Source organism: Actinocrispum sp. NPDC049592, assembly GCF_040675465.1.
In the GTDB taxonomy this organism is placed as follows: Bacteria; Actinomycetota; Actinomycetes; order Mycobacteriales; family Pseudonocardiaceae; genus Kibdelosporangium.
Genome location: NZ_JBFAPA010000004.1, coordinates 385,767 through 412,197 on the forward strand (window position 1 = coordinate 385,767; position 26,431 = coordinate 412,197).

33 protein-coding genes are annotated in these 26,431 nt (G+C 67.9%); 15 read left to right on the forward strand and 18 right to left on the reverse strand.

The window, feature by feature from the left end; translation table 11 throughout:
- Positions 1–175 precede the first annotated feature (175 nt).
- Complete coding sequence (locus AB0J95_RS14040; RefSeq protein WP_364756964.1) at positions 176–1,153, forward strand: aldo/keto reductase; 978 nt, start codon at positions 176–178, stop codon at positions 1,151–1,153.
- Here the strand turns inward: AB0J95_RS14040 and AB0J95_RS14045 are convergent.
- Positions 1,130–1,747 (reverse strand): DsbA family oxidoreductase, encoded by a 618-nt coding sequence (locus tag AB0J95_RS14045; protein WP_364756966.1) that lies wholly within the window; start codon positions 1,745–1,747, stop codon positions 1,130–1,132. The genes AB0J95_RS14040 and AB0J95_RS14045 overlap by 24 nt on opposite strands.
- Before the next feature lie 160 nt (positions 1,748–1,907).
- Between AB0J95_RS14045 and AB0J95_RS14050 the strand changes: the two genes are divergently transcribed.
- Entirely contained in the window at positions 1,908–2,186 is a 279-nt protein-coding gene (locus AB0J95_RS14050; protein WP_364756968.1) for an isoamylase, read from the forward strand.
- A gap of 218 nt (positions 2,187–2,404) precedes the next feature.
- Here the strand turns inward: AB0J95_RS14050 and AB0J95_RS14055 are convergent, their stop codons facing one another.
- From AB0J95_RS14055 to AB0J95_RS14065, 3 genes are read right to left on the reverse strand one after another with little or no spacing between them, the layout of a single operon-like run.
- Positions 2,405–2,824, reverse strand: a complete 420-nt coding sequence (locus tag AB0J95_RS14055; RefSeq protein ID WP_364756970.1) for an ester cyclase — start codon at positions 2,822–2,824, stop codon at positions 2,405–2,407.
- An 8-nt stretch (positions 2,825–2,832) separates the two neighbouring features.
- Positions 2,833–2,967: a hypothetical protein gene (locus AB0J95_RS14060; protein WP_364756972.1), complete on the reverse strand. Its 135-nt coding sequence runs from the start codon at positions 2,965–2,967 to the stop codon at positions 2,833–2,835.
- Positions 2,955–3,749: an MBL fold metallo-hydrolase gene (locus AB0J95_RS14065; RefSeq protein ID WP_364756974.1), complete on the reverse strand. Its 795-nt coding sequence runs from the start codon at positions 3,747–3,749 to the stop codon at positions 2,955–2,957. The genes AB0J95_RS14060 and AB0J95_RS14065 overlap by 13 nt, the downstream gene beginning before the upstream one ends.
- A gap of 87 nt (positions 3,750–3,836) precedes the next feature.
- On the opposite strand from AB0J95_RS14065, the gene AB0J95_RS14070 reads away from it, so the two are divergent.
- Positions 3,837–4,532: a TetR/AcrR family transcriptional regulator C-terminal domain-containing protein gene (locus AB0J95_RS14070; protein WP_364756976.1), complete on the forward strand. Its 696-nt coding sequence runs from the start codon at positions 3,837–3,839 to the stop codon at positions 4,530–4,532.
- Positions 4,529–5,842 (forward strand): cytochrome P450, encoded by a 1,314-nt coding sequence (locus tag AB0J95_RS14075; RefSeq protein WP_364756978.1) that lies wholly within the window; start codon positions 4,529–4,531, stop codon positions 5,840–5,842. The genes AB0J95_RS14070 and AB0J95_RS14075 overlap by 4 nt, the downstream gene beginning before the upstream one ends.
- Here the strand turns inward: AB0J95_RS14075 and AB0J95_RS14080 are convergent, their stop codons facing one another.
- Positions 5,843–6,694 (reverse strand): sigma-70 family RNA polymerase sigma factor, encoded by an 852-nt coding sequence (locus tag AB0J95_RS14080; RefSeq protein ID WP_364756980.1) that lies wholly within the window; start codon positions 6,692–6,694, stop codon positions 5,843–5,845.
- 84 nt (positions 6,695–6,778) lie between these two features.
- On the opposite strand from AB0J95_RS14080, the gene AB0J95_RS14085 reads away from it, so the two are divergent.
- Positions 6,779–7,231, forward strand: a complete 453-nt coding sequence (locus AB0J95_RS14085) for a carboxymuconolactone decarboxylase family protein (RefSeq protein WP_364756981.1) — start codon at positions 6,779–6,781, stop codon at positions 7,229–7,231.
- Between the two features lie 43 nt (positions 7,232–7,274).
- Here AB0J95_RS14085 and AB0J95_RS14090 read toward each other — a convergent pair whose 3' ends face one another.
- The 5 genes from AB0J95_RS14090 to AB0J95_RS14110 all read right to left on the reverse strand — a co-directional run bounded on the left by AB0J95_RS14090 (position 7,275) and on the right by AB0J95_RS14110 (position 10,688).
- The gene (locus tag AB0J95_RS14090; protein WP_364756983.1) at positions 7,275–7,709 is read right to left on the reverse strand and encodes a VOC family protein; all 435 of its coding nucleotides are present in this window, start codon (positions 7,707–7,709) and stop codon (positions 7,275–7,277) included.
- 60 nt (positions 7,710–7,769) lie between these two features.
- The gene (locus AB0J95_RS14095; RefSeq protein ID WP_364756984.1) at positions 7,770–8,678 is read right to left on the reverse strand and encodes a class I SAM-dependent methyltransferase; all 909 of its coding nucleotides are present in this window, start codon (positions 8,676–8,678) and stop codon (positions 7,770–7,772) included.
- A 23-nt stretch (positions 8,679–8,701) separates the two neighbouring features.
- A complete protein-coding gene (locus AB0J95_RS14100; protein WP_364756986.1) occupies positions 8,702–9,148 on the reverse strand; it encodes a nitroreductase family deazaflavin-dependent oxidoreductase in 447 nt (148 codons plus the stop codon).
- A 24-nt stretch (positions 9,149–9,172) separates the two neighbouring features.
- Positions 9,173–9,610 (reverse strand): VOC family protein, encoded by a 438-nt coding sequence (locus AB0J95_RS14105; RefSeq protein WP_364756988.1) that lies wholly within the window; start codon positions 9,608–9,610, stop codon positions 9,173–9,175.
- 118 nt (positions 9,611–9,728) lie between these two features.
- Complete coding sequence (locus AB0J95_RS14110) at positions 9,729–10,688, reverse strand: LysR substrate-binding domain-containing protein (protein ID WP_364756990.1); 960 nt, start codon at positions 10,686–10,688, stop codon at positions 9,729–9,731.
- A gap of 114 nt (positions 10,689–10,802) precedes the next feature.
- On the opposite strand from AB0J95_RS14110, the gene AB0J95_RS14115 reads away from it, so the two are divergent.
- The 4 genes from AB0J95_RS14115 to nudC all read left to right on the forward strand — a co-directional run bounded on the left by AB0J95_RS14115 (position 10,803) and on the right by nudC (position 14,988).
- Positions 10,803–11,708: an NAD(P)H-binding protein gene (locus AB0J95_RS14115; RefSeq protein WP_364756992.1), complete on the forward strand. Its 906-nt coding sequence runs from the start codon at positions 10,803–10,805 to the stop codon at positions 11,706–11,708.
- Between the two features lie 672 nt (positions 11,709–12,380).
- A complete protein-coding gene (locus AB0J95_RS14120; protein ID WP_364756994.1) occupies positions 12,381–13,280 on the forward strand; it encodes a hypothetical protein in 900 nt (299 codons plus the stop codon).
- 423 nt (positions 13,281–13,703) lie between these two features.
- A complete protein-coding gene (locus AB0J95_RS14125) occupies positions 13,704–14,174 on the forward strand; it encodes an Lrp/AsnC family transcriptional regulator (RefSeq protein ID WP_364756996.1) in 471 nt (156 codons plus the stop codon).
- Complete coding sequence (nudC, locus tag AB0J95_RS14130; RefSeq protein WP_364756998.1) at positions 14,167–14,988, forward strand: NAD(+) diphosphatase; 822 nt, start codon at positions 14,167–14,169, stop codon at positions 14,986–14,988. Before AB0J95_RS14125 ends, nudC begins: the two co-directional genes overlap by 8 nt.
- Here nudC and AB0J95_RS14135 read toward each other — a convergent pair.
- From AB0J95_RS14135 to AB0J95_RS14150, 4 genes are read right to left on the reverse strand one after another with little or no spacing between them, the layout of a single operon-like run.
- Positions 14,939–15,442 (reverse strand): N-acetyltransferase, encoded by a 504-nt coding sequence (locus tag AB0J95_RS14135; RefSeq protein ID WP_364756999.1) that lies wholly within the window; start codon positions 15,440–15,442, stop codon positions 14,939–14,941. The genes nudC and AB0J95_RS14135 overlap by 50 nt on opposite strands.
- Entirely contained in the window at positions 15,442–15,789 is a 348-nt protein-coding gene (locus tag AB0J95_RS14140; protein WP_364757001.1) for an STAS domain-containing protein, read from the reverse strand. The genes AB0J95_RS14135 and AB0J95_RS14140 overlap by 1 nt, the downstream gene beginning before the upstream one ends.
- 14 nt (positions 15,790–15,803) lie before the next feature.
- Positions 15,804–16,763, reverse strand: coding sequence for a zinc-binding dehydrogenase (locus AB0J95_RS14145; RefSeq protein WP_364757002.1), 960 nt, complete (start codon positions 16,761–16,763; stop codon positions 15,804–15,806).
- A gap of 34 nt (positions 16,764–16,797) precedes the next feature.
- Positions 16,798–18,060, reverse strand: a complete 1,263-nt coding sequence (locus tag AB0J95_RS14150) for a M14 family zinc carboxypeptidase (protein WP_364757004.1) — start codon at positions 18,058–18,060, stop codon at positions 16,798–16,800.
- 199 nt (positions 18,061–18,259) lie between these two features.
- Here AB0J95_RS14150 and AB0J95_RS14155 point away from each other — a divergent pair, with 199 nt between their 5' ends.
- Entirely contained in the window at positions 18,260–19,426 is a 1,167-nt protein-coding gene (locus AB0J95_RS14155) for a serine hydrolase domain-containing protein (RefSeq protein ID WP_364757005.1), read from the forward strand.
- On the opposite strand, the gene AB0J95_RS14160 is transcribed toward AB0J95_RS14155, so the two are convergent.
- Positions 19,423–20,142 carry a methyltransferase domain-containing protein gene (locus AB0J95_RS14160; protein ID WP_364757007.1) on the reverse strand — a complete coding sequence of 240 codons (720 nt, stop codon included), beginning with the start codon at positions 20,140–20,142 and terminating at the stop codon, positions 19,423–19,425. The genes AB0J95_RS14155 and AB0J95_RS14160 overlap by 4 nt on opposite strands.
- On the opposite strand from AB0J95_RS14160, the gene AB0J95_RS14165 reads away from it, so the two are divergent.
- Positions 20,111–20,515, forward strand: coding sequence for a MerR family transcriptional regulator (locus tag AB0J95_RS14165; RefSeq protein ID WP_364757009.1), 405 nt, complete (start codon positions 20,111–20,113; stop codon positions 20,513–20,515). The genes AB0J95_RS14160 and AB0J95_RS14165 overlap by 32 nt on opposite strands.
- Here the strand turns inward: AB0J95_RS14165 and AB0J95_RS14170 are convergent.
- Entirely contained in the window at positions 20,510–21,451 is a 942-nt protein-coding gene (locus AB0J95_RS14170; protein WP_364757011.1) for an NAD-dependent epimerase/dehydratase family protein, read from the reverse strand. The two genes, AB0J95_RS14165 and AB0J95_RS14170, sit on opposite strands and share 6 nt — an antisense overlap.
- Positions 21,448–22,401: a substrate-binding domain-containing protein gene (locus AB0J95_RS14175; RefSeq protein WP_364757013.1), complete on the reverse strand. Its 954-nt coding sequence runs from the start codon at positions 22,399–22,401 to the stop codon at positions 21,448–21,450. The genes AB0J95_RS14170 and AB0J95_RS14175 overlap by 4 nt, the downstream gene beginning before the upstream one ends.
- A gap of 61 nt (positions 22,402–22,462) precedes the next feature.
- On the opposite strand from AB0J95_RS14175, the gene AB0J95_RS14180 reads away from it, so the two are divergent.
- From AB0J95_RS14180 to AB0J95_RS14195, 4 genes are all read left to right on the forward strand, one after another.
- Positions 22,463–23,032, forward strand: coding sequence for a TetR/AcrR family transcriptional regulator (locus AB0J95_RS14180; RefSeq protein ID WP_364757014.1), 570 nt, complete (start codon positions 22,463–22,465; stop codon positions 23,030–23,032).
- A gap of 45 nt (positions 23,033–23,077) precedes the next feature.
- Positions 23,078–23,317: a hypothetical protein gene (locus tag AB0J95_RS14185; RefSeq protein ID WP_364757016.1), complete on the forward strand. Its 240-nt coding sequence runs from the start codon at positions 23,078–23,080 to the stop codon at positions 23,315–23,317.
- A gap of 339 nt (positions 23,318–23,656) precedes the next feature.
- Complete coding sequence (locus AB0J95_RS14190) at positions 23,657–24,661, forward strand: tyrosine-type recombinase/integrase (protein WP_364757018.1); 1,005 nt, start codon at positions 23,657–23,659, stop codon at positions 24,659–24,661.
- Positions 24,662–24,749: 88 nt separating this feature from the next.
- The gene (locus AB0J95_RS14195; RefSeq protein ID WP_364757019.1) at positions 24,750–25,301 is read left to right on the forward strand and encodes a hypothetical protein; all 552 of its coding nucleotides are present in this window, start codon (positions 24,750–24,752) and stop codon (positions 25,299–25,301) included.
- A 46-nt stretch (positions 25,302–25,347) separates the two neighbouring features.
- Here the strand turns inward: AB0J95_RS14195 and AB0J95_RS14200 are convergent, their stop codons facing one another.
- Positions 25,348–26,421, reverse strand: coding sequence for an AAA family ATPase (locus tag AB0J95_RS14200; protein ID WP_364757020.1), 1,074 nt, complete (start codon positions 26,419–26,421; stop codon positions 25,348–25,350).
- Positions 26,422–26,431: the final 10 nt, after the last annotated feature.

Below are 26,431 nucleotides of genomic sequence, written 5' to 3' on the forward strand. Positions count from 1 at the left end.
GAGCTGGCCGGGGCGCGGGATCGCGAGCCACTATCCCGCCGTTGTTGATCACAGCCGGCGACTGCCCGGTGACCCGCATTCGATCTTGTGACGTAGTTCGGCCAGTTAATGCAGCGCTTGTACCAGCGTGTTTGTGGCACCGTGGGCGGGAGTTCAGCACGGGAAGGAACTGGGGATGCACAAGCACAGGCTCGGGCGCACCGCTGTGGAGATCACGCGCCTGGGAGTCGGTGGCGGCCCGATGGCGGGGTTGTTCGCGCCGATGGCGGACGCGACGGCCGCCGAGACGCTCGCCGCCGCGTGGGACGGCGGGATCCGCTATTTCGACACGTCACCGCACTACGGCCTCGGCCATTCCGAGCGGCGGATCGGCGAGTTCCTGCGCCAGCGGCCGCGGGACTCGTATGTGCTGTCGACCAAGGTCGGCAGGTTGCTGGTGCCGCAGGAGGCGAAGGGGCGGATGGACCCGGTCGGGTTCCACGTCCCGGCCGATCACTACCGGGTACGGGACTTCACTCGTTCCGGGGTCCGACGCAGCGTCGAGGACTCGTTGGAACGCATGGGCGTCGACCGGTTCGACGTGCTGTTCCTGCATGACGCCGAGGACTGCTTCGACGACGCGCTGCGCGACGGGTATCCCGCGCTGGCGGAGTTGCGCGACGAGGGCCTGGTGCGCGCGATCGGCGCGGGCATGTACGACACATCCATGCTCACCACGCTGGTCAAGGAGACCGATGTGGACGTGATCATGCAGTCCGGTGGGTGCACGCTGCTCAACCAGGGCGCGTTCGAGACGTTCCTGCCCGCCTGCGCGGAGCGGGGCGTGTCGGTGATCGCCGCGTCGATCTTCAACTCCGGCCTGACCGCGACCCCGCGTCCCGGCCCGGACGCGCACTTCGACTACCAGCCCGCGTCGGCGGAGATGATCCAGCGGGCACACCGGATCGCGGATGTCTGCGAGGCGCATGGCGTGACGCTGCGGCAGGCCGCGATGGCGTTTCCGTTGCGGCACCCGGTGGTCGCGGGCATCGTCGTCGGGATGAGCTCACCCGGCGAGGCGCGCCAGGACGTCGAGGACTTCGGCGTGGACGTGCCCGAGCAGGTCTGGACCGACCTGCGCGATCAGGGTCTACTCGCCCCAAGCCTGCTGTAGGGCTCGGGCGAAGACGTCCACGGCCTGGCCGCCGGCAACACCGAGCCGGCGGTCGAACACGAAGAACGGCACCCCGGTGGCGCCCAGCGCGGCGGCTTCGCGTTCCTCGCTGCGCACGGCGTCCGCGTACGCGGCGGGGTCGTCGAGCACGCGGCGGACCTCGTCCTCGGGCAACCCGGCCTTCACCGCGATCTCCTGGAGCGTGTCGCCGGTGAACAACGGCTGCGCTTCGGCGAAGTTGGCCGCGAACAGGGTGTTCACCAGGTCGTTCTCGAGGTCGTGTTCGCGGGCCAGGTGCAGCAGGCGGTGGGCGTCGAACGTGTTGCCCACCTCGCGGTCGGTCCGGTAGCCGAGGCCTTCGGCGCGGGCGAGCTCGGCGACGTTCTGCTCCATCTGCGCGGCCTGCGGGCCGTAGCGTTCGGTCAGCATCCGCTCGATCGACTGGGTGCCGGTCCGCGCCGGGTCGAGCTCGAACGACCGGAACTCCACGCGGACCTCGTCGCGGTGCTCGAACCCGGCGAGGGCCTTGTCGAACCGGGCCTTGCCGATGTAGCACCACGGGCAGATGACGTCACTCCAGATCTCCACAAGCACACCGTTACGGTAGGAAGATCGGCACCGGCGGTGAAGTACCCACTTCAGGGTAAGGAAATGAGCGCAGAGTAAGCGTGCAGGTCAGGTGCGGGGTGACCCGATCGGGTGTGACGCACATGTGATTCGCTGGCGCGGACCGCCTTCCCCTGAAGGGACTTCGATGATCAAGACGCGTCGCACGAAGAACGGCCAGGTGACCGTCACCTGGGTGCTGCCCGCGGATGTGCACGACGGTCCGGTCAGTGTCGTGGGCTGCTTCAACGACTGGACGCCGGGCATGCACGTGCTGGGCAAGCGATCCAACGGCACCCGCTCCGCCTCGTTCACCACCACCGCCGGCACCGAGATCCGGTTCCGCTACCTCGGCCACGGCGGCCACTGGTTCGACGACCCGGAGGCCGTCCCGGACGGCACCAACAGCGTTGTGGTAGCCCTCTGACCCAGGCGAAACGGCTGAGCTTCGCGGAGGGGCCCGATCTGGACGCCGCCGGGGTTGATCCCCTAGCCGGGCCTCCTCCGCCGCTCACCGCCCCTTCAGCACGTTTCCGCAGGTCAGACGCCCTCAGGGTAGACGTGGACGGTCGCGCTGAACCCGAGCAGGGGTGCGCCACAAGGGACACCACCGGAAGTTCAGGCTGAGGGCCACCGCCTACAGGTTCACCGGCTGGCGAGAGCGGGTTCGGTGGTGTCGGTGAGGCGGGGATCGGGTGTGTCGGCCGACATGGCGAGCAGGCCGCGCAGGCATTTCAGCGCGAGCAGGATGTTCCTGGGCCTCTTCAGGTCCAGGCCGCCGATGAGCTGTCTGAGCATGGTCAGGGTGTCGAAGTAGATGCGTTCGCAGACCAGGTTCTCGCCCGCGTCGAAGATGAAGTACGCCGTCATGCGGACCCGGAAACGGCTGCCGGTCGGCGGAATCCTGCCCAGCGGGCCGAGGTGGGTGCCCATCAGCCAGAACTCGACGATGACGGCGTCGGCGCTGTGGCGCAGTGCGATGAGTTCGTGCCGCTGGTCGGGGAACGCGACCCGGGTGTCGTGGTAGTAGCCGCGGACCGCGTTGTCGCCGTCGTGCACGGTCATGGTGGCGATCAGTTCGTAGTGCGGGTGCGGAAGGTCGAGAGCGTGGAGTCCCAGTCCTGGGCGACTTCGTCGCGGAAGTGGTCGAGCACCAGCCGTTGCCGGGCGGCCAGCACGTCGGGGGCGGGAAAGTCTAGTTCGGACACAACAGTGCCTTTCGGGCGAGGCGGTGGAAGAGGGTCGGATCGTGGGCCGAGAACACGTCGACGTCCGGGTGGTGCGCCAGTTCGGCGAGCCGCCGGTGGTTGTCGCGGACGCGTCGGCTGTCGAAGGCGATCATGCGTTCCTGGAGCGTCAGGGTGAGCGGCTGACGGCCGCGGCCGTCGACGACGCTGCGGTCGTAGAAGGAGTCCCCGGCGTGGAAGAGCCAGCGGCCGTCGGTCTGCACGGCGTAGGCGACGTGACCGCGGGTGTGCCCGGGCAACGGGATCATGACGATCCGTGGGTCGATGTCGGCGAGTTGCTGCGCCGCGGGAAAGCCGAGCCAGGGCTCACCGGTCGGCTCGTGAGCGATGAACCGCGGACCATGGGCGAACTGCGCGGTGCGATACCGGAGTTTCTCGCCCAGGGTCCGCCCGGCTAACGCGCTGGCCAGCTCCCCGGCGGAGACGTGGACTTGGGCGTGCGGGAAGTCGGCGAGGCCACCGGCATGGTCCATGTCCAGGTGCGTGAGCAGGATGTGCCGCACGTCCTGCGGCGAGTAGCCCAGTCGTGCGACCTGGTTGACCGCCGCTTCGCTGGGGTCGAGCACGGGTCGGACGAAGGCGCGTGCGGGCCCGAGGCGGTGGCCGGGGTTGGCGATGTCGAGCAGCCCGTAGCCGGTGTCCACCAGGACAAGGCCGTTGGCGGTCTCGACGAGCAGGACATGACACACCAGTGGCGCGCCGGGGAACTGCATGGTTCCGCAGTTGAGGTGCCGCACCCGCACGCCCGGCCTCCATTAAATCTACGTTGTAGGTAACCACGCCGAAGATAAACCTACGATGTAGGTAAGACAAGCCCTATGCTGATCCACATGACCTCATCGCCCCCCGCCGCACCCCGTCGCGGCCGACCGCCGCGCGGTGCGGCGCCGGGCCTGTCGCGGCAGCGGGTGCTCGACGAGGCGCTGGCCCTCGTCGACGACGAAGGCATCGGCGAGGTGAGCATGCGCAAGCTCGCGCGACGGCTCGGCGTCGACCCGATGAGCCTGTACAACCACGTGGACAACAAGGACGCGATCCTCGACGGCATCACCGAACTCGTGCTGGCCTCGACCGAGTTCCCCGCGCCGACCGGCGACCTGCGCGCCGATCTGCTGGAGATGGCCCGCGTGTTCCGGCGCACCATGCTCAACCACCCGCGGGCGGCACCGCTGGTCCTGACCCGCCAGCTCGCCTCGTCACAAGCCTTGGCGCCCACCGAGATCGTCCTCGACCGGCTGTGCACCGCGGGTCTGCCCATGGCCGACGCGGTGCACGCGCTGCGTGCCGTCCTCGCTTTCCTGATGGGGACGCTGATGCGTGAGGTGAACGCCGGTCCCACGTTCGGCACCGGCAACCCGCAGGCGATCGAGGCCCGCCGCACCGAACTGGCCGAGTCCGGCCTGCCGACCGTCTCGGCGGCGGCCCCCTATCTCGCCGTCTGCGACCACGAAGCCGAGTTCGAGTTCGGCATGCGTGTCCTGCTGGAAGCCCTCGACGCCGAACTCGCCCGCACGGAGGCCCGATGAAGTCACGACTGCTCGACCAGGCCGGTGACCACGTCAAACCCGTCATGCGCTGGGGCATCAACCACGCCCTGCCTCGCGCGGTGTTACGCGTGGCCGCGCGCACAGGCGACCTGCAAGGCCGGATGGCCATCGAAGCGACCACGAACACCGACCTGACCGGCCTGTTCGAGGACATCCGGTCCCGCGGTCCGGTGGCCACCACCAGGATCGGCCACATCACCACCTCGCACGCGACCGTCAAGGACATCCTGACCAGCGACGCCTTCCAGGCGGCCCGGCTGCGACCGGGCAACGGCCTGCTCGGCCGGCTGGCGACCTGGTCGGCCACCGATCAGCTGCATCCCGCCCAGCCGCCGTCGCTGTTGGTCAGCGAACCACCGGAGCACACCCGGTACCGCAAACTGGTCACGCGCGTGTTCACCGCCCGCTCGGTCGAGCAACTGCGGCAACGCACCCAGGACATCGCCGACGAACTGCTCGACAGCCTCGACCCCAGCGAACCGGTCGATCTGCTCGACGCCTACTGCGGCCTGCTGCCCGTCACGGTGATCAGCGAGATCCTCGGTGTCCCACCGGAAGAACGCGCGACCGTGCTCGCCCTCGGCGAGGCCGCCGCACCCAGCCTCGACCTTGGCTTGTCGTGGAAGACCTTCCGCACTGTCGAGTCCACATTGGCCGCGTTCGACTCCTGGCTCAGCCGCCACCTCGACACCCTGCGCGCCAACCCCGGTGACAACCTGCTGAGCAAGCTGATCGCCGCGCGCGAGGACGGCGTCGGGCTGACCGAACGGGAGCTCAAGGCCACCGCGGGCCTGGTCTTGGCGGCCGGGTTCGAGACCACCGTCAACCTGCTCGGCAACGGCATCGCGCTGCTGGCCCGGCACCCGGACCAGCTGCGCACGCTGCACGAGCAGCCCGAACTGTGGAGCAACACCGTCGAGGAGGTCCTGCGGTTCGACCCGCCGGTCCTGCTCACCGGCCGGATGTGTGTGCGCGACACCGAGATCCGGGGCGTCACCATCCGCCGCGGCGCCCTGGTCACCACCGTTCTGGCCGGCGCCAACCGCGACCCGGAGATCTTCGACGATCCGTCCGTGTTCGACGTCAGCCGGGCGAACGCACGCGACCACGTCTCGTTCAGCGCCGGGCGGCACTACTGCCTCGGCGCCTCCCTGGCGAAGATGGAAGGCGAGATCGGCCTGCGCGCGATCTTCCAGCGTTTCCCGGACCTGCGGCTGTTGCCGGGCGCGCACCGGCGATCGACCCGGATCCTGCGCGGGTTCGAGCGCCTGCCCGTGGCGCTTGGCTGATCACACCGGTTCCGGCAGGTCCAGCTTGGCAAGCGTGGCCGGGTTGGCCACCGCCAGCATGCGGACGATCCGGTTGTCGACCACGGTGAACGCCAGGACCGACAGCGGTGTGCCGTCGGGACGCCACGCCACGATCCCGGGCAGGCCGTTGACGAGCACCTCCCGCACACCCATGACCCCGCCGCTGGACAGCCGCACGTTCGGGGCGACTTTCGTCGCGCCCAGGAGGATGACCTCGCCGCCAGGGGTGTCGATGGTCAGTTTCACGTCGGGGTGCAGGATCTGCAGCAGGCTCTCGAAGTCGCCGTCCCGGGCCGCCGCCAGGAACGCCCGGACCACCTCGCGCTGTTGAGGTCCGGCCGTCGTCGGTTGCCCAGGCGCCTGGACTTTGCGGCGGGCGCGGCTGGCCAGCATCTTGGTGGCACCGGTGGACTTGCCGAGGATCTGGCCGATCTCGTCGAACGGCACCGCGAACAAGTCGTGCAGCACGAACGCCAGCCGCTCACTCGGTCCCAGCGACTCCAGGACGACCAACAGCGCCAGCCCGACCGAGTCGGCCAGCGCCGCGGTCTCCTCGGGCACGGGACCGTCGTCGACCGTCACCACGAGCTCGTCGTAGGACACCTGGGGATGAGTCTGGCGTGATCGCAGCACGTCGAGGCTGATCCGGCCGACCACAGTGGTCAGCCAGCCGGCGAGGTTGTGGATGGTGTCCGTGTCCTGGCGGGTGAGCCGCAGCCAGGCCTCCTGGACCACGTCCTCGGCGTCGGCGTGCGAGCCGAGCATGCGGTAGGCGACCGCACGCAGCCGGTCGCGCTGGGCCTCGAACACCTCGGCTATCGGGTCGGACATGGTGGTTACCTTCCTCGGTTCGGCTTCGTCGTGGGTGATGACGGGCCCGGAGGGGCACAGGTAACCGATGAAGGAGCATGACCGGTGGAAGCACGCATCACAGCGAGCAAGCCGAACCCCGATGTGATCACCGCGATCCAGCATCTCACCAAAGCCATCAACGCGGGCGGCGCCGACCCGCTGCTGCTGTCGCTGGTCCATCTGCGCGCGAGCCAGATCAACGGCTGCAGCCCGTGCGTCTACGGCGGGGTCGCCTCAGCGAAGAAGCAGGGCGAGACCGACGAACGCCTGCACAACGTGGTCACCTGGCGCGAGACCCCGTTCTTCACCGAGCCGGAGCGTGCGGCTCTCGCGTTGACCGAGGCCGCTACGCGCATCCAGGACGGCTCACCCGGCGTCACCGACGAGATCTGGGCGGACGCGGCGAAGCATTTCACCGAGGACCAGCTGAGCGCGATCATCCTGGAGATCGCGATGACCAACTTCTTCAACCGCATCAACCGCGCAACCCTGCAGCAGGCCGGCAAGAGCTGGTGATCCGGCGGGGCGTCATCCCCGATGGCGCCCCGTTCCCCTGTCCTCAGTCGAGGCAGAACTCGTTGCCCTCGATGTCCTGCATCAGCAGGCACGACTCGTTGAAGCCGTCGGCGACCAGGAGCCGCACCCGGGTGGCGCCGAGCGCGACCAGCCGGGCGCACTCGGCCTCGAGCCTGGCGATGCGCTGTTCACCCACGAGCCCGGTGGCGACCCGCACATCGAGGTGCACCCGGTTCTTGACCACCTTGCTCTCGGGAACGCGCTGGAAGAACAGCCGCGGGCCCACACCGGTGGGGTCACTGCAGGCGAACGCCGAACCCCGACGCTCGGCCGGCAGTGAGTGGTCGAAATCGCCCCAGCTGGCGAATCCCTTCGGTGGCGGCGGCACGACGTAGCCCAGTACTTCGCACCAGAAACGAGCGACCCGCTCAGGTTCCGCACAGTCGAACGTGACCTGGAAATGATTGACCGACGCCATTGATCAATCCTAGTGACGCGAGGCGTTCATTCCTGAGTGGATCCCCGTGCCGTGCCGTCGTCACGTGAGGGTGCCGCTGACGTAGCGCATGTCGCCCATGCGCAGGTCGTCGTCCGCCATGGGCGGCAGGTTGTTGGCGGCGAGCAGCTCGCGGATGGTGCTTCCGGTCAGCGTCCAGCCGAGGCCGGTCAGGTAGGGAGCGGCTTCGTTGCGCTCGCCGAAGTACCGCGCCTTCACCATGTCGGTGTCGAAGTTCTGGGTCCGCCAGTGGTCGGAGATGCGGTTGAGGCGTTGCTTCGTCTTCTCCTCGTCGCCCGGCCGCGGGTTGGGCCGGTTCTCGGTGGCCACCCGGCTGCCCGGCGCGCTGAGCTCGGTGATGGTGTCCAGCAGCCGGTCCTGCGCCTCGGGTGGCAGGTAGCCCAGCAGGCCTTCGGCGCTCCACGCGGTGGGCCGCGCCGGGTCGAACCCGGCGGCGCGCAGCACGGCGGGCCAGTCGTCGCGCAGGTCGACCGCGGCCACTCGCCGCTCAGCGGTGGGCGCGGCGCCCAACTCCGCGAGCGTGCGGGTCTTGAACTCGATGACCTGCGGCTGGTCGAGTTCGTACACCACGGTCCCAGTCGGCCAGGGCAGCCGGTACGCGCGGGAATCCAGTCCCGAAGCCAGGATCACGGCCTGCGTGATGCCCGCGCCGGTCGCGTCGAGGAAGAACTCGTCGTAGAACTTGGTGCGGATCTTGGCGATGTCGATCCACACCTGCCCGACCTCCTCGCCGGGCGGTGTTTCGCCACTGGCCAGCCGGGTGAGCAGGTCGATGCCGACCGCCCGGACGAGCGGTTCGGCGAACGGGTCGTCGATGAGCGAAGGATCCGTGCGGGTCGCGATCGCCCGGGCCGCCGCGGCCATGGTGGCGGTCGCGCCGACGCTGGACGCCAGGTCCCAGGTGTCCCCGTCGTACCTGGTCGAAGCCATGCTCTGCCCTGTCCTTCCGGGGGTCAGTCCTGCGGGGTGAGCAGGACGATCGGGATTTCGCGGTCGGTCTTCTGGGCGTACTCGTTGTACAGCGGGAAGATGGCCGCCATCTGGGGCCAGAGAGTCTCGCGCTCGGCCGGGGTGGCGACCCGGGCGCGGGCGGTCAACCGCCGGGTGCCGACCTGAACGCCGACGCTCGGGTCCGCCAGGAGGTTGTTGAACCACGCCGGATCCTCGTCAGCGCCGCCCTTGGAGGCCACGACGACGAAGTCGTCGCCCGAGGTGCCGTAGATCAGGCAGGTGCGGCGTGGCAGGCCGGTTTTGCGCCCGGTCGTGGCGAGCACGAGGGTGTACACACCGTTGGATTCGTGTCCCTCGGTTCCGCCTGAGGCCAGATACTTGTGGGTGTGTTCGGCGACCCAGTCGGTGGGGGAGTCGGTGGCGCGGTCGAGGTCATCGGCGACGGCCATGTCAGCGGTCCTTTCTCGTGCGGTTCAGTTGATCTTCTCGGCCAGGGCGACGATGAGGCCCTCGGGACCGCGGATATAAGCGAGCTGGTAGCTGTCCCCGTACCGCACCAGGTCGCCGATGAGTTCCGCGCCACGGCTGCGCAGCCGGGCAATGACGCCCTCGATGTCCTTGACGTCGAACATGATGCGACGGATACCGAAGGCGTTGACCGGGGCGTTCGCCTCACCGGCGGTGGCCTGCGGGCTGCGGAACTTCATCAGCTCGAGCCGTCCGTGGCCGTCCGGGGTCCGCACCACCGCCATGTCGCAGCGAACACCGTCGAGCGCGACGAGGCGGTCCACATCCGGTCCTTCGACCGACGCCTCACCCTCCAGCTCCAGGCCCAGCTCAACGAAGAACGCGACCGCACCAGCGAGGTCGTCGACCACGATGCCGACGTTGTCCATCCGCTGGATCGTCATGGTTTCCTCCCACGTCGCGCGGCTCTCGTGGCCGCTCGTGCCCCTGGGACGGAGCCGGCGCCGCGTTCTCGACAACCCCCGGCCGCGATGCCCTGGTATGCCAGCTACCAGGGCATGATCAGCGACTCCGCACAGTACTGCCCGGCCTGTCGGCTGGACGAAGTACCCGCCGTACGGCGTCACGGAGCCACTGGTGGGCTCCGTCGGCGGTGTGGCGCGGGTGCCAGGCCATGCCGATCGTCAGTGGTGGCAACGGAAGCGGGATGTCCAGCAGGCGCAGTTCCAGTGCGTGTGCCATGTCGCTGAGTGGTGCGGGTGGCTGGCCTGGCAGCGCGGTCGGCACCAGGCAGACGACGTCGCTGGCTGCGGCCAGTGCCATGGCCGCGAGGTGGCTGGGCAGGACGACGCTGACCCGCCGGGTGAGCCCGTGCTCGGCCAAGGCCATGTCCATCGGGCCGGTGAAGCGTCCCCGGCGGCTGACCGCCACGTGCTCGGCCGCGGCCAGTCCCGCGGGTGTCAGGGTTCCTTCGGTGAGCGGGTGCCCGGCCCGGACGCCGGCTGCCATCCGCAGGGTGATCAGCTCTTCGACCTGGGTCTCCGGGTCGACGTGGTCGATGGCCCCGATCTCCAGGTCGACCCGGCCCTCACGCAGCGCGGGGCCCGCCTCCCACTCTTCGGCCAGCACCCGCAGCGTGACGCCCGGGGCCTGCTGCCGGGCCAGTTCGAGCAGACCGGGCGCCAACGCCGCACCGACCAGGTCCGCGGTCTGGACGGTGAAGGTGCGTCGCACGACAGCGAGGTCGATCCCGCCGCTGGGCGAGAGCAATGCTTCCAGCCTCCGAACCACCGCTGCGGCCTCGTCTCGTATGGCCTCGGCGCGGGGTGTGGGCACCAGTGCCTGTCCGGCCCGCACCAGGAGTGGATCTTGGAGCAGGCGACGCAGCCGGGCGAGGGTGCGGCTCATCGCCGCGGGGGAGGTGTGCAGCCGCGCGGCGGCACGGGTGACGCTCTGCTCGGCCAGCAGGGCGTCGAGGGCGACGGCGAGGTTGGCATCGAGGTTCGGAAGTGGCGTGCTCACCTGCGTTATTCCGTTTCGAGCAATGATTGGATGCTGAAGTTCCCATTGTGGCAAAGCTGCGGGCGTCGGCACGATCAAGTGGTCATACCGATTCACCACAGACCGCGAGGTTTCATGATCGTCATTACCGCTCCCACCGGGAACATCGGCCGACGGCTGCTATCACTGCTGGTCGAGGCCGCTCCCGCATGCGGAGAGAAGCTACGGGTCGTGGTTCGCGATCCGGCCCGGCTCCCTGACGCCGTGCGCGGCCGGGTCGAGGTGGTCACCGGCTCGCACGGCGACGCCGCGACCGTCGAGCGCGCCTTCACCGGGGCCGACGCCGTGTTCTGGCTCGTGCCGCCGGACGGCTCGCTCACCCCCGACGAGGCGTACAGCGGCTTCACCCACCCAGCCGCGCAGGCCTTCGCCGCCCACGGCGTCAGCCACGTGGTCGGCGTCTCCGCGCTCGGCCGCGACAGCCCGCTGGCCGACCAGGCCGGGCTGGTCACCGCCTCCCTGGCCATGGACGACCTGATCGCCGGTTCCGGCGTCGCCTACCGCGCCCTGGCCAACCCCTCCTTCTTCGAGAACCTGCTCGAGGAGGCCGACTCGATCCGCTCGCGGGGCGTCTTCACCGACACCGTCGACCCGGACCGCGCGGCCCCGCTGGTGGCCGTCGCCGACATCGCCGCGACCGCGGCCGGGTTGCTGCTGGACCGCACGTGGACCGGCGTCGGCAGTGTTCCGGTTCTTGGCCCGCAGGACCTGTCGCCCAACGATCTGGCTCGCATCATGACCGAGGAGCTGGGCCACCCGGTTCGCTATCAGCGGGAGTCGCTCGACGAGCTGCGGTCCACCATGCTCGGCTACGGCCTCAACGAGGCGTTCGTCGAGGGCATGGTCGAGATGAAGCGCGCCAAGGACCTGGGCTTGGACTCCGGCGTGGACCGTTCCCCGCGCACCGGCACCGGATTCGCGCAGTGGTGCGCGGACACCCTCAAGCCCGCCGTTCTCCCCGAGGCAGTGGATGCCCACTGACCGTGCCGAGCCGCCCGTCACCGCGTTCATGCTGGTCAAGACCACCCCGAATGGCTGGCAATGACCGTCGAGGCCTTCACCACCCAAGTCCTGCCAGGCCCGCACCCACGGCGTCCGCTCCCGCTTCTACGACACACCGTCGTCGAGAACCTTCGGGGGAGAGGTTCGCTCCGGGACCTCGTCCGTCGGCGGGTCGCTCCGTGATCGGCGGCGCGCGCATCTCAAGCCGTCGTAGCTCTGCGTATGACTCGCCCCCGTGAAAAAGGCTTGATTTCCGAGGTCCAGCGACCCCAGTCGATTACGTCACGGTGACGATCTCCTAGTTTCCCGCCCTGGTCACGGGTCTGATCTCGCCTCGGCCGTCACTACCCGTGATAACAGTCATTATCACTGTATATCCATCTAGCGTTAGTTACGCGTGCGCGACACGCGTAACTACTAACGCGTACGCGTAAGCGAGTGAGATATGCTGGTGATGTGATGGATGCGGGGATCGAACTCGGGATTTGCGCGTTGGAAGGCTGTTCGAACGCGCTGCCGGCACCTGCCCGGGATGAGCGGGGGCGGTTGAAGGGCGGGAAGCCGGTTCGGTACTGCTGCAAGGCGCATGCGGATGAGGCGTCGCGGCGCCGGCGGGCTCTGGAGGCGGTGGGCGCCGAGGAGCCTCTGCAGTTGCTGCGGAATCTGAGTGGGGAGACGCGGGAGGTCGTGGACTCCGCGTTGAGGGAGCTGGCGGAGATCCGCAAGCGGTGGGATGAGCTGGACACTGGCGCGGTGGCGCGTTCGGCGGCGGACCGTGCGGAGTCGGCCAGCGCGATGCTGAAGGTGGAACGCGCCGAGCGGGCGGTGGCCGACGCGGAAAAGGCTCGTACAGAGGCCCTCACAGCAGCGTTGGCGGACCGGGAGGCCAGGGTCGCCGCCGAAAAAGCCGCGGAGGAGGCCGCTCAGGAAACCGCCGCGGTCCGCAAAGCGGCGTGGGAACAGACCGCCGAGCACGAACGGGCCCGCGGCCAGGCCGAGACCCGCGCGACCCTCGCCGAGCAAGGCCAGCGGACCGCGCTGGAGCGGCTGGAGGCGACGCGCCGGGAGCTGGGCGAGTTGGCCGAGTTGCAGCAGGACACCGCCAGGCGGCTGGCCGAGGCGCTGGCGTTCGCCGACCGCGCAGAAGCCGCACGCACGCTCGCCGAGGAGAAGATCGCGGCCGCCGAGGAACGCGCCAGGCTCGCCACAGAGACCGCCCAGGAGAAGGAAACCGCGCGCCGCGCCGAAGAGGAACGAGCCCGCCGCGCCCAAGAAGCCCTCGACAACGAATGGCGGGCCCGCCAAGAAGCGGAGACCACCTGGCGCGCGGAGCTGGAGCGAGCCCGGCAGGCCCAGGACGAGGCGGCGGCCGAACGCCGCGAGACGACGAAGAACCTCGCCCGGGTGCAGACCGCCTATGGCGAAGTCCTAGCCCGGCTTTCCCACCAGGACAAGGAGATCCAGCAACTGCGCGCCCAGCTGGCAGACGCCGTCGAACACAAGCCCGATCAAGCCCCGGGGACACCACCGGAGACAGCCGAACGCGAGTGACCACCCGGGTGGCGAGGCGATCGACTCGATCTTCGGTTCGCCGCGGATGCGGCGCCATCGGTTCCGGCAGCACCCCGATCCGGCAGCTCTTGCCGCTCAGGGTCGGGAAAGACCAACGGCACGCTCACGGCCCGGGCGACAGGAACGTCGCCATCGAGCACGACCAGGAAGTACTCGGGCCAGCGGACGGCGAGTCGGCGAGCCCTCGTCAGCGCGCCGATCTGGTCGTGCTACATGAACTCGGCCCCGACACCACCCAGCGCCAGTGCTGACTCCAGCAGATCAGGCCGCTCAGCCAAGTTCGTCACAAGCATGATCCCAGCCCTCCTCGCCCTTCGGCCGAGTGCCGACATGATGCACCTACGTCTCCCGCATGTGCGTTCAGTCAAAGCACCGTGTGACTGAATGAGGTACGGTGAGAAGGTGACTTCACCGGATGTCATTCAGGTCGATGCGGTGGACCGGCGTCTGCTCAGCATCCTCCAGGAGGACGCGACCACGCCCTACGCAGCGCTGGGCGAAGCCGTGGGGCTCTCCAGCGCCGCGGCTCACGATCGGGTCCGCAAGCTGCGAGAACGCGGCGTGATCCGCGCGACGACGGTCGACGTCGACCCCCACGCCATCGGCCGACCCGTTCTGGCCTACGTCCAACTCGAAGCCGACGAGTGGATGGGCGCCGCTGATACCGCTGAGGCGCTGCGGGCACTGCCGTGGATCCAGGAGGCGCACATCATCGCCGGGTCCGCGTCGGTGCTGGTCAAGGTCCGTGCCAGCAGCACCCAGGACCTGCAGAGCGCCCTCAAGCGCCTCTACGACATCCGCGGCGTCACCGGCACCCAGACCACCGTGGTGCTGGAGACCTTCTTCGAACGCCCGGTGAACCCCGATGCCTGACCTCGCCTACAACGCGCTCACCCTCGACCGCGCGACCGCCCACCGTGCCGACCCCGCCTGGCTCGCCACCCAACGAAGCCGCCCGGATGCCCGAGTGATCGCCTTCCACGACGGCGAGATCCACGACGCCCCGGTCACCCCCGACACCGAAGCCGTCTTCCTCGGACTCGACGGCGACACCCCGGTCTTCGCCGCCGACATCCCAGAGCCACATGGCCCCACGCGAGACCTGCGGGCGATCTTCAGCACCCTCGACCCCGCCGAAGCCGCCACCCTCGCCTACGCCCGCGGCCTGCTGCACTGGACCCGCAACCAGCAGTTCTGCGGCACATGTGGGGGAGCGACCCAGCCGACTGACGGCGGCCACGTCCGCCAGTGCCAGAAGTGCGGCAAACTGCTGTTCCCCCGCATCGAACCGGCGATCATCGTCCTGGTCACCTGGCAAGACACGTGCCTGCTCGCCCGGCACCGCAACGCCAGGAGCTACTCCACGCTCGCCGGGTTCGTGGAAATCGGCGAGAACCTCGAAACCGCCGTTCACCGCGAAGTCCACGAAGAAGCGGGTGTGCGCCTCGCGAGCGTCCACTACCAGGCGTCCCAGGCCTGGCCGTTCCCGTCCGGGCTGATGATCGGCTACCGCGCCGAAGCCGCCAGCCCGGACATCCAGGTCGATGGCAGTGAACTCGATGAAGCCCGCTGGTTCACCCCGGCCGAGGTGCGGGCCATGGGGGAGCACCGGACGGACTCCATCGAGCATCACCTCATCACTGACTGGCTCGCGCGAACGCCTCCGCGTAACGGAACTCCCCGGTGAACCCCGAGTCGTACATGCTCAGCGCCCGCGCCTGGAAATGCTTGGCCCACTTGGCGTCCTGCGGCATGATGTCCATCTTCGCCGCCGGTACGAACCCGAACCGCGCGTAGTACTTCGGGTCGCCCAGCAGCACGATCAGCGGTTCACCCAGCGCGTCGGCCGCGCCGATGACGGTGTGCATCAACGCGGCCCCGATACCCCGCCCCTGCAACCGCGGCAAGACCCCCAACGGCCCCAGGCCCAGCGTCTGGCGCCCGTCGATGGTCGCCCGCGAGCACACCACGTGCCCCGCCATGTCGTCGCCCAGGAACGCCACGAACGACAACGCCGGCAACCACGCGGAGGAGTCCCGCAGCTCGTCCACCAGCGAAGCCTCGACGTCACGGCCGAACGCCGCCCGGTGCACTCCCCAGATCCCGTACCGGTCCCCTGACCGCTCCCGGCGAACCAGCATCAGCCACGGGCCTCCGTCAGGGAGCCGAACAGGTTCAACGTCTCAGCCAGGCCCGTCAGCTCGAACACCCGCGCCGTCCCCGCGCTGGTCACGATCCGCACGGTGCCACCGGCCGTATCGGCCTCCTGATGCGCCCACGCCAGCACCGACAACCCGGCCGAACTCAGGAACGTCACCCCGGACAGGTCGATCACCAGCACCTCACCGGCCGCGGGCAGCGACTGCTCGACCCGTGACCGCAGCTCCGGCGCGGTGAGCGTGTCGATCTCACCGGCCGCATTGAGCACCCGGCCGGACGGCCCCTGCTCGACGTTCACCGACAACGGCTGAAATTCAGCGGAAGACATGCCCCATCATGGCATCACGGAACAAGCACGACCTTGCCCACCGTCCCCCGTGACTCCAGCGCCGCATGCGCCTCAGCCGCCTTGGCCAGCGGAAACGACTGCGTCACCGGCGTCACTTCGCCACGCCCGGCGGATGCGAGCGCCGCCGTCTCGAAGTACCGCAGCCCGCGCTGGGCGATCCGCGGCCCGATCGCCACCGAAGCCGTGATCCCCAGCCGGAACAGGTCACCCGTGCTGATCTGCGTGAACTCACCACCCGCCGACGCCCCGTACAGCACGATCCGCCCACCCGGCGCCAGCCGCTCCAAAGCCTGCCGCCCCGGCTCGCCGCCCACCCCGTCCAGCACCACCGTCACCGGCTGTACGCGTTCGGCCCACCCGTCCTGGCGGTAGTCGATCACCACGTCCGCGCCCAGGCTCTCCACCAGCCGCACCTTGTCCGGCCCACCTGCCAGCGCGACCACGACCGCACCCGCGTTCTTCGCCGCCTGCACCAACAGGTTCCCCATGCCACCGGCCGCCGCCGACACGAGCACGATGTCATCCGATCGGATCTGCGCCACGTCCAGCACCGCGAACGTCGTGCGCCCTGTGCCGATCATCGCCACCGCGTGGTCCGCGGGCATCCCGTCCGGAACCGCGTGCAGCGACTCGGCATCCGCGATCGCTGCCTCCGCGTACCCACCGCTGGCCATCCCCAGATGCGCGACCACCTTCTTGCCCAGCCACCCCGTGTCGACGTCCTCGCCGAGCACGTCGACCGTCCCCGCCACCTCACGACCGGGCGTCATCGGCAGCTCGGGCCGCGGGAACGGACCCGGCTTGCCCTCCCGGATCACCGTGTCCACCAGGTGCACGCCCGCCGCGGCCACCTGGATGCGCACCTGACCCCGGCCAGGGACCGGGGCAGGCACCTCCTCGTACTTCAATGTCTCGGCGGAACCGAACTCGTACTGCCGAATCGCGTGCGTCATACCCGCGAGCCTGCAACCTCAACTCCGGTCGAGGTCAACTCGCGTACGGCGCCTTCGCCGCCTTGGCCGCGGTCAGGAACGCACCCTTGTTCTTCGGCCAGAACAGGCTGTCCATGCACGAGTACTGCGGGAAGAACCCGCCGCAACTGCCCGAGCTGCCACCGACCTCGATCGTGTAGCTCGCGACACCCATGTTGCCGTAGGTGAAGTCGTCCGTCGTCCCGGTCGTGTCACCCTCAGCGATCACCGTGTACCCGTTCGAAACGGCCATCTTCTGGCCCAACGCCTTCAGCCCGGCCGCGTTCGGGTTCGGGTCCCACGTCCAGCCCCACGGCGGCATGATCTCGTTGCCGTAGCTGTGGAGAGTCAGCATCACACCCTTGGTGGTGACCGGCGCCGGGTCCGTGTCGCCCGGGCCGCGCTGGTCGGGGAACAAGGACTTGAAGAACGCCTCCATCGCCTTGGTCTCCGGCTCGGAACCCGCCGACGGACCCTGATACGTCTCACCGCACCGGCTCGTGCCCGCGCCACCCCACTTGAACGTGGAGTTGCGGTTCAGGTCCACCCCGTAGTTCGGCGTCCCACAGCTCGCGCCCGTGTTGTCGGCGTTCTTGCGCTGCATCAACGGCTGGTTGCCGCCCGAGGCAACGATGTCCACGCCATCCGGGTTCACGATCGGAACCACCCACAGCTCCGTCGTGTCCAAAAGGGACGTCACCTCGGCATCGGAGCCGTAGCCCTTGGTGAGGTAGTCGATCCACTTCCAGGCCAGCTCACCGGTGGACAGCTCCCGCGCGTGGATCTGCGCCATCATCGCCATGCGCGGCTTGGGCGAGTTCGGGTTGAGCGCACAGTCACCGGCCTGCTTCTTGGTGACGCAGATCGCCCGGATATCGTGCCCACCCGACCCGCGGGTCTTCTTCCAGCTGTCCCCGATGTCGAAAACCTGGGTCAGCGCGGGAAACGCGGCCGCGACATCGGTCAAGTGCTTCTCGTGCTCGGCCACGGTGTGATACCCACCGTAGAAGCCTTGCACCGCAAGACGTTGTTGGGGGAGCGGCTTGTAGACCGTGTCGACCTTCTCAGGCTGATACCCCAACCCGCGCAACCGGTCGGCCACGCCCTGGTCACCCACGACCAGAGCGCCATGATCGACATCGAACCCGGCATGCGTCAACACCCGTTCACTGGCACCAGGCACCCGCCAGAGATACGGCGTCGAATCGGCCGCCGGAGCCGCCGTCGTCGGCCACGCCAACACCCCAGTGAGCACCACCGCCGCAGCGACAGCACTCACAAAAGACTTCCTGTGCAGGGATTTCATACCGCGAGTATCAACAGCCACACGGGCAATTAGAACCTACGAAGGGTGGTCACATGTAAACACAGCGTGTCGGCGTGTCGGGACATATGGATCACCTATGCAACGGCCATCGGTCACCCATCGCCCCCGGTCGATAGACCTTGATCGAACCTTCGACAACAGGGGAGATGGCATGACCACGACTCGGCGATCGGTCCTCGGCCTGATCGGCGCCTCCGGCGCGGCACTCGTCACCGGGGGAGCCGCTCAAGCAACGCCTGCCCGAGTGCCCGATGACCTGAGGCCCGGCGGCGCGTTCGACCGGTACGTCAAGGAACAAGCCGACAAGGACGCATTCTCCGGCAGCCTCCTGCTGACCTACCGAGGACGCACCGTGCTGGCCCGCTCCTACGGCAAAGCCAACGACACCGCGCCCAACGGCCCGGACACCCTGTTCGCGATGGCGTCCGTGACCAAGATGTTCACCGCAGTCGCCATCGCCCAACTCGTCCAAGCGGGCAAACTCGCCTACAACGGCAAGCTGGGCGCATATCTCACCGGCTTCCCAGCCGCCATGGCCGACGCTGTGACCATCCACCAGCTGTTGACGCACAGCTCCGGCCTCGGCGACCCCTTCACGTGGCCCGACTACATGGCCACAGCGCTCACCTGGACCAGCCCCGAACAGGTCATGGACAACACGACCGACTTCATCCGCCGCTCATCGCTGGCATTCACCCCCGGAGCCGGATTCCAGTACAGCAACGCCGGCTACCACGTCCTCGGCGCGATCGTGGCCGCCGTGTCCGGCCAGACCTACTACGACTACATCCGCGAACACGTCTTCCGCCCGGCGGGCATGACCAGCAGCGACTTCCACACCCGACCGCAATGGCACACCGACCCCCGCATCGCCCACCCTTACGCCACACAACCCTCCGGCGGCCGCGCCGACTCGATCGACCAACGCCTGTACATCGGCACACCCGCCGGGGACGCGTTCTCCACCTGCGCCGACATGACCCGGTTCGCCTGCGCACTGCAAGGGGAGAAGCTGCTCAACCGGGCCTTCACACACGTCACGCTCACCGGCAAGACACCGCTGAGCCCGCCCACCGCGCCACCGAACCAGCCGCCGCCCCCGAAGCCACCGCTCGGATTCCAGTGCTACGGCCCGATGACGGTCCTGGCGAACAACCAATGGGTCACCGGACACAGCGGCGGCGCCCCCGGCACCTCCACCGACTTCCAGATGTACCCCGACAGCGACTGGGTCTCGGTCTTCCTCAGCAACATCGACTACGGCCACGGCGTCGTGCCAGCCATCCCCGGCAAGATCCGCGACCTCATCACTGCCTAACCGGCGCGGGTACCGGAGGCAAGGAAGAACGGGACGGCGACGAACAACCGGTCGTCCCGTGCCCTGGCGGCCTGGTCGTCGAGCCAGGCGCCTTCTCCGCCGATGTTCGCGAGCAACGGCAGGCCCGTTTCGCCAGTCCACACGATCGTGTGAACCTCGACCGTGACATCGACGAAACCGTTGTCCAGCAAAAGGTTCCGGTACCGGCGGGCGATCCGCGGATGAGGCATGCCGTCGGCACGAGCGTGAACGAGCCTGCGGATCAGCCCCGGGTCGTCCGAGTCGATGATGAAGGTGTCCCAGTCCTGGCCGACCAGCACCGCGCGACCGTTGTCGGCCAGGACCCGGCGCGCCTCGACGACAGCCGCCTCTGGCTCGGCGAGAGCGTGCAGGACCTTGTCAGCGCGATATCCGATGACCGAGCCGTCATCGAGGGGGAGTGCGGTGGCATCGCCGACGTGGAACTCGCCCGCAGGCCACCGCTCAGCAGCGATCTCGATCATGGTAGGACTCACGTCGACTCCGATCGCCCGTATCCCACGAGCGGCCAACTCGCCAACGGCACGCCCACCACCACAGCCGACGTCGACCACGGTGTCACCCAACCCTTGGTATGTGTGTTCACGCAGGTCACAAACCTGAGGGAGATCGTCAAAAGCATCAAGGAGGGGGAGCAGCGTCGACATGACCGTCATTGTTCGACTTAATGTCGGCATGAAGTCAATCGGCGAAGTCGCGGCCCGCTTCGGGCTACCTGCACACGTGTTGCGGCACTGGGAAGCGGAAGGCCTGCTGACCCCGACCCGTGAGGGCAACCGCCGCCGCTACACCGAAGCGGACATCCACCGGGTAGCGGCGATCCTGATTTCCAAAGAAGCGGGTTTCGGCCTCGCGGACATCCGGACCATGCTCGCCACCCGGTCCGCACCCGCCCGCCACGAGGTCATGGCACGCCACCGCGAACGGCTGCAGGCACGCATCGCCCGCGCTCAGGCCGCCCTCGACATGGTCGAAGGCGGCCCCTGCACCCACGACGACATCATGACGTGCCCGCACTTCCAGGGACTCCTGGCCGAACGGCTCTCATGACCCCCCTCGCAGAAGACTTTCCGCACAGTCGATGATCGTGTCCGGCAGCGGACGCGGCCGCCACGCCAGCGTCGTCTCCGCTGCCGTACTCGCGTAAGTTGTCCGCACCCCCAAGTCGCCGACGACCTGCTGCAGTTCCTTGTCGAACAACGCCACCAAGCGAACCACCAGGTCCGGCAGCCGGCGACTGGGCACCTTCGCGGCCACCGCACCCAACCGGGTCCGCAGCACCTCCGCCACCTCGGACAACCACAGGAATCCGGTGGTCGCCAGGAAACGACGGCCACCAGCATCCGGCGTGTTCAACGCACGCACATGCAGGTCAGCCACATCCCGCACATCCACGAACGGGAACCCCAGCCGCGGCAGACCCGGCATGGCGCCCTTCAAAAGACGATCCACCACCAGCACCGAGTACGGCACATGCTTGCCCAACACCGGTCCCAGCATCGCGCCCGGAGCCACCGTCACCAACCGATCGCTCACACCACGCTCTGCCACGAAATCCCACGCCGCCTGCTCGGCGAGGATCTTGGAACGCACGTAAGGCCTGGCCGTCACCGGGTCCGTCCACTGTGTCTCGTCACGGCCGACTGTCGAACTCGACGACGTGAGCACCACCCGAGACACACCGGCATCGAAGGCCGCCCGCAGAACACGCAAAGTTCCATCGCGGGCCGGGCCGATCAGCTCCGCCGGATCCTTGGGCTCCACCGCGGGAAACGGTGAAGCCACATGCAGAACATGCGTGCACCCATCGACCGCCTCGGCCCAGCCCTCATCGCTGCCGAGATCCGCGCGGACCACCGGCACCGGCGACTCGACCTGACGAGACCGGTCACGGACCGTCGTTCGGACCTCGTACCCCTGATCCAGCAACGAACGGATACACCAGCCGGCCAGATACCCCGAACCGCCCGTCACCAGGACCGTCATGACGGCACCCCACATCGCGGCGACACCAGGAAACCGTGGTTCTGGATGTCCCGGCGAGCCGTCGGACTCGTACAGATCCACTCGACCAGCTCGGCGATGGTTGACGGGGTACGGGCGACCACCCACTCGGGGATCCGGAACTGTGCCGGAATGCCTTTGATGCCAGGGACTTGGCCGTAGTTGACCTCGATCCGGCCGGTCGCGGGGTTGAACACGGTGGGCTGGGCGCCATCGAGCTGCCCCAGGCGCAGGGTGCCGTGCACGTCCGCGATTCGGTACACGGCCTGGCCGATGTACTTGCCGATCGAGTAGAACGCGATGGCGTTCGGGTTGTCCTTGATCTCCGGAGTCACGCCGCTGTCCTGCTGGGTGACTCCCACACACGGACCGAGGTGGTCGAGGCCGACGAGGGCGTGCAGCAGATTGGCCAGCCCCGGGCCGCGTTCCGGCAGGTACGGCTCGATGGTCGCATGGGACGTGCCACCGACCTGGTCCCACGTCGTGACGTTGCATTCGAGGATGTCGGCGATCTGGCTGATGGAGAGAGTCGCCGGAACGTTCGTCACCGCGTTGGCCGCCCAGTCAAGGCCATCGTTGGCGATGGGGTAGAAGACACTGTCAGCCGGAGCGCCAGGGGAGCGCGGGGCCACCGAGCGCGCGAAGTCGATACACGGGGAGCCGTCAGCGGCTGTCTGCCTCGTGGCGAGGGCGACGATCCCGGGTGACGAGCCGTTGGGACGGTCGATGGGAGCGCAGCCGGCTTTCAAGGAGATCTTCGGGGTCCCGGTGGCCCAGTGGCTGGTCACCGGGGCGCCTGGGTAGTGGGCCGCGAACGCGTCGAAGAGGGTCTCGGTCGTGTCGCTGCCCAGACCCACAATCACGTTGTCGCACAACGGGGTCGTCGGAGTCAGGGCTAACAACGCCGCGGTAGCCAGGTTGAGGATGGTCATGACGTATGTTTACAGTTGTACATGTACAAGCGTCAACTTAGAGCTGAGTAGGCTCTCAGCCGTGACCACCAGCCGTCCACGCAGCCGCCGCGGCTCCGGCGAGGAGCTCCGCGAAGCCCTCATCGTGGCGACCTCCGCGCTCCTGGACACCCACCAACTCGACGACCTCACGGTCCGGACGGTCACCGCGGCGACCGGAGTCAGCCCAACCGCCTTGTACCTGCACTTCAGCGACCTCGACGCACTCGTGCACGAGGTGAAGAAGCGGTTCTTCGCCACCCTCGGCGACCGGCTGCGCGCCGCCAACGGCCTGCGCGCCATGGCTCACACCTACCTCGCGTACGCACGAGACCACCCCGGGCACTACGCGGTGATCTTCCACATCGACAAACGGACCGACGCCGTGGGGAACCCGCCTGAGGATGTGGTGCAGGCCGGGTTCGCCGCGTTGCAGCCACTGGTCGAGGCGGTCGGCGCGACACTGGGGGACCGTTCACAGGAGACTTTCGACATCGCCATCGAGCTGTGGCTGAGCCTCCATGGCCGCGCGCAGCTCAACGCGGCCATGCCGTGGTTCGAGCTGCCCGACGAAGACCGGTACGTCGACAGGTTGATCAGTCGCCTTGTGTGACGACATCGATTACGCTGTGTGTTGAGCGCGACGAGGGGAGTCGCCGTGAAGCTCTGGCAACTGGAATCGGTCACCCGCGGCGAGCCAGAGTTGATGATGCGGCTGGACGTCCTGAGCGGGTCGAAGCTCGAGTTGTACGAGGCGGCCGACACCATCCGGAGTTGTCGCTTTGGTCCAGCCGATCGGGTGATTTCGGCGGTGGAGGTCTACCGGCGGTTCGGTGGCGGGTTCCTGGAGGACGTCTTGGAGAAGGGCAGCCGTCCCACGGCATGGGGAGAGCCCTGATCTCCATTACTTGACATAATGTAGATTATCGAACTTTGGAACGACCTGGAAAGATCGTCCACGAGAGGGCTCCGAGAACCGGAAATCACCAGGTAGCGACACGCGTTCATGATCGCGTCGTGACAGAACGCTTCCTGGAGACGCGCAGACGGCAGTCTCGGCATCGGACGGCCAGGCGCGGTCCCCAGGGAGCGACGTGGAGATGACTGGCTGTCTAACGTCACGAGTGACTGGACGCCTGTTGTGAGTGGGTTTTCATGCATAATGGTCGTTATGCATGAATTCCACAGGCGTTGAAATCTGCGGAGTGTCGGTGGGTGGCGGTATGTAGATCTTGTGATGCTGCTCGCCGCTCAGGATGCCTTCTTTCTGGCACGCCGTCCTCGTAAGGACTCTCCGCACACCACTGCCGCCTACCGGCGGGATCTTGGTGGGGTCACTTCCCTGCTGGCCGCCGATGCGGGGAAATCCATAGGTGAGCTGACCATCGCGGATCTCACTGTGTCGGCGCTGCGGATGGCGTTCGGCGAGTTCGCGGATGGGCACGCCAAGACCTCGGTGGCTCGCGCATGGTCGACGTGGAACCAGTTCCTGACGTTCTGCGTGGCCGAAGGTCTCATAGACGGCAACCCGATGGGCGCGGTCACTCGGCCCAAGGCTCCCCCGCCCGCGCCAAAGCCGTTGCGCGGTGAGGACACCCCCGAACGACTGCTGGCAGCTGCGGCGGCCGGCGCCCGCAAGGCTCGGGATCCGTGGCCGGAGCGGGATGTTCTGGTCATCGCGCTGGGTCTGGTCGCGGGGCTGAGGTCGGCGGAAGTCCGTGCCCTGCAACGGAGTTCGGTGGTCGGACGCCCCGGTGAACAGCGCCTGCACGTCCAGGGCAAAGGCAGTCGCGAACGTTCCATCCCGATCGAGTCGCCGCTGGAGCGCGTGATCGAGGCGTACCTGGCGTCGTGCAGCAAGCGGTTCCCGCACCACAGGTTCGGTCCCGCGACGGCGCTTTTGCTGGATTACCAAGGCAAACCGATCGGCCGCGGCGCCCTCGACTACCTTGTCAAGACCAGCTACCAGTGGGCCGGAATCCGCGATCAAGTTCCCACTGGCGCGAATCTGCACGCCCTGCGCCACACCTTCGCGACCAGGCTCGCCGAGGACGGTGCGAACGCGGCGGAGATCATGGCTCTGCTCGGCCACGCGAATCTCAACACGAGCCAGAACTACATCGAGGCTACGGGCAAGGAGCGCCGTGCGGCCGCCGCGGTAAACCGCACCTATCGTGCACTGAATTGCTTGCGGGACAAGGGATCACCCACCCCGGTAGACCTTGAACGGGATGGTTCGTGAAACGATTCAACGACCTATCCGGCCGGTAGTGTCGCCGCCATGACATCCCCCCAACATCGACATACGAGTCAGCCGCCTCCGCAACGACGTGGACGACGGCTACACGCTCCTGACCAAGGTGAAGGAGAAAGTCGATGGCATCGCTGAAACCCAGCGCCACCACGGAGAGCGGCTCGATCGGCTCAAGCTCACGCAGGACGCGCATGGACTACAGCTTGAACAGCTCCAGCTGACTCAGAACTCCCACGGACTGCGGCTCAACCGTATCGAGCACACTCAGACGGTCATGCTGGGACGGCTCGATCGCCTGGACGAGGGCCAGACGAAGCTGGTGGCGAGCCATGCCAAACTGGAAACCCGTCTGGCCGCTGTGGAAACCGGGCAGACCAAGCTGATGGAAGGTCAGGCCAAGCTCGAGGCAGGCCACAAGCTGGTGGTGGGCCGCCTCGATCGCCTTGAAGGCCGTCTCGACCGCCTCGAGGCGGGCCACGTGAACCTGGAAGCCGGACAGAAGAACCTGGAAGCCGGACAGAAGAAGCTGGAAGCAGGACACGACAAGCTGGCCGAAGGCCAGAAGGCGCAGGGTGAGAAGCTCGACATGATTCTGCAACTGCTGACGACAGGCCGATCTGCGAGCTAGATCTGCCACAGACTGTGTGGGCCCCGAAGGGTTTCGGGGCCCACAGTCATGTGCTGACCCACTTCACCGTGTGGGCTTCGGTCGGGTCGGGGGCTTCCCATTTGTTGGCGAGGCGCTCGATCACGGTGGTGGGGACCGGTGTGGCCCGGGCAGAGTTGCGGGCTTGGATTACCGACATCGGTGCTTCCAGGCTCACTACTTCGATCCGCGCCTTGTACGCGGCCGCGAGTCCGATGGTCTGTTCGCGGATCTGGCGGGACATGTTGGTGGCGTTCCAGACGAAGGGCTGGCTGTCGCGGAGGTAGGAGCGCGCGAGTTTGTGCGCGGCGTCGATCACGCGGCCCTGGTCCCCCGTCGGCTTGACGCCCAGTGCGGCCCGCAGAACGTCGAGGCTCACCCGGGGTACGTCCGGCAGGTGTGACGAGATCCAGGTGTCCTTGCCGACGCCCGGCAGACCGGACATGAGGGTGACCGTCATCCGGGTGTCGTCGTAGGCCGCGTAGTCCGGGTCCCGGCCGGGGGTGCGGAAGTACATGAACCGTGCGTGATCCGAGGCGAACTCCCGCGGTGTGGAAAGGCATCTCTGTTCGGCACAGTACGACTCGTACAGCGCGATGCTGTCGAGCACCTCGGCGGTGTCGCCGGCGATGCGGCCCAGGATGTCCGCGGTGGCAAGGAGAACGAGGTCGTCGTTGCGGGCCAGCAGGCTCACGCGGAACGCGATCCGTTGCAGGTCCTCACGTTCGACCGTCCAGAACGGGATCTGGTGATGCCGCACCAAAGCGGCGACGTGTTCACGCCACGCAGCCGGTGCGCCCATCTCCCAGAGGATCCGCCGCACCATCAGGTCACCCATCCGGGAGTGTCCGTGGGCGGTGATCCCGGAGTCGGAACGCTGTGTGGTGAACGGTTTCGCCACATCGTGGAGCAACACGGTGGCGAACAACCGGGCCCTCTCCCCTGCGGGTCGTGCTTGCCACGCGGGCAAGGAAGCCAGGGCCTCGCATGCCATCCGGGTGTGCACTTCGACGTCGCCCTCGCCGTGGTGGGACGGATCCTGTGGCACGCCGTCCATCCGGCGGATCCACGGGAACTCCGAGCGCACCTGGGCCCACGGCACTGTCCAGTGT

Excerpts from the sequence above, each read along its gene's own strand:
- AB0J95_RS14040 (WP_364756964.1), top strand. The coding sequence starts at position 176 with ATGCACAAGCACAGGCTCGGGCGCACCGCTGTGGAGATCACGCGCCTG.
- AB0J95_RS14050 (WP_364756968.1), top strand. The coding sequence starts at position 1,908 with ATGATCAAGACGCGTCGCACGAAGAACGGCCAGGTGACCGTCACCTGG.
- AB0J95_RS14055 (WP_364756970.1), bottom strand. The coding sequence starts at position 2,824 with ATGACCGTGCACGACGGCGACAACGCGGTCCGCGGCTACTACCACGAC.
- AB0J95_RS14070 (WP_364756976.1), top strand. The coding sequence starts at position 3,837 with ATGACCTCATCGCCCCCCGCCGCACCCCGTCGCGGCCGACCGCCGCGC.
- AB0J95_RS14075 (WP_364756978.1), top strand. The coding sequence starts at position 4,529 with ATGAAGTCACGACTGCTCGACCAGGCCGGTGACCACGTCAAACCCGTC.
- AB0J95_RS14080 (WP_364756980.1), bottom strand. The coding sequence starts at position 6,694 with ATGTCCGACCCGATAGCCGAGGTGTTCGAGGCCCAGCGCGACCGGCTG.
- AB0J95_RS14090 (WP_364756983.1), bottom strand. The coding sequence starts at position 7,709 with ATGGCGTCGGTCAATCATTTCCAGGTCACGTTCGACTGTGCGGAACCT.
- AB0J95_RS14095 (WP_364756984.1), bottom strand. The coding sequence starts at position 8,678 with ATGGCTTCGACCAGGTACGACGGGGACACCTGGGACCTGGCGTCCAGC.
- AB0J95_RS14100 (WP_364756986.1), bottom strand. The coding sequence starts at position 9,148 with ATGGCCGTCGCCGATGACCTCGACCGCGCCACCGACTCCCCCACCGAC.
- AB0J95_RS14105 (WP_364756988.1), bottom strand. The coding sequence starts at position 9,610 with ATGACGATCCAGCGGATGGACAACGTCGGCATCGTGGTCGACGACCTC.
- AB0J95_RS14115 (WP_364756992.1), top strand. The coding sequence starts at position 10,803 with ATGATCGTCATTACCGCTCCCACCGGGAACATCGGCCGACGGCTGCTA.
- nudC (WP_364756998.1), top strand. The coding sequence starts at position 14,167 with ATGCCTGACCTCGCCTACAACGCGCTCACCCTCGACCGCGCGACCGCC.
- AB0J95_RS14135 (WP_364756999.1), bottom strand. The coding sequence starts at position 15,442 with ATGCTGGTTCGCCGGGAGCGGTCAGGGGACCGGTACGGGATCTGGGGA.
- AB0J95_RS14140 (WP_364757001.1), bottom strand. The coding sequence starts at position 15,789 with ATGTCTTCCGCTGAATTTCAGCCGTTGTCGGTGAACGTCGAGCAGGGG.
- AB0J95_RS14145 (WP_364757002.1), bottom strand. The coding sequence starts at position 16,763 with ATGACGCACGCGATTCGGCAGTACGAGTTCGGTTCCGCCGAGACATTG.
- AB0J95_RS14155 (WP_364757005.1), top strand. The coding sequence starts at position 18,260 with ATGACCACGACTCGGCGATCGGTCCTCGGCCTGATCGGCGCCTCCGGC.
- AB0J95_RS14165 (WP_364757009.1), top strand. The coding sequence starts at position 20,111 with ATGACCGTCATTGTTCGACTTAATGTCGGCATGAAGTCAATCGGCGAA.
- AB0J95_RS14160 (WP_364757007.1), bottom strand. The coding sequence starts at position 20,142 with ATGCCGACATTAAGTCGAACAATGACGGTCATGTCGACGCTGCTCCCC.
- AB0J95_RS14170 (WP_364757011.1), bottom strand. The coding sequence starts at position 21,451 with ATGACGGTCCTGGTGACGGGCGGTTCGGGGTATCTGGCCGGCTGGTGT.
- AB0J95_RS14175 (WP_364757013.1), bottom strand. The coding sequence starts at position 22,401 with ATGACCATCCTCAACCTGGCTACCGCGGCGTTGTTAGCCCTGACTCCG.
- AB0J95_RS14190 (WP_364757018.1), top strand. The coding sequence starts at position 23,657 with ATGCTGCTCGCCGCTCAGGATGCCTTCTTTCTGGCACGCCGTCCTCGT.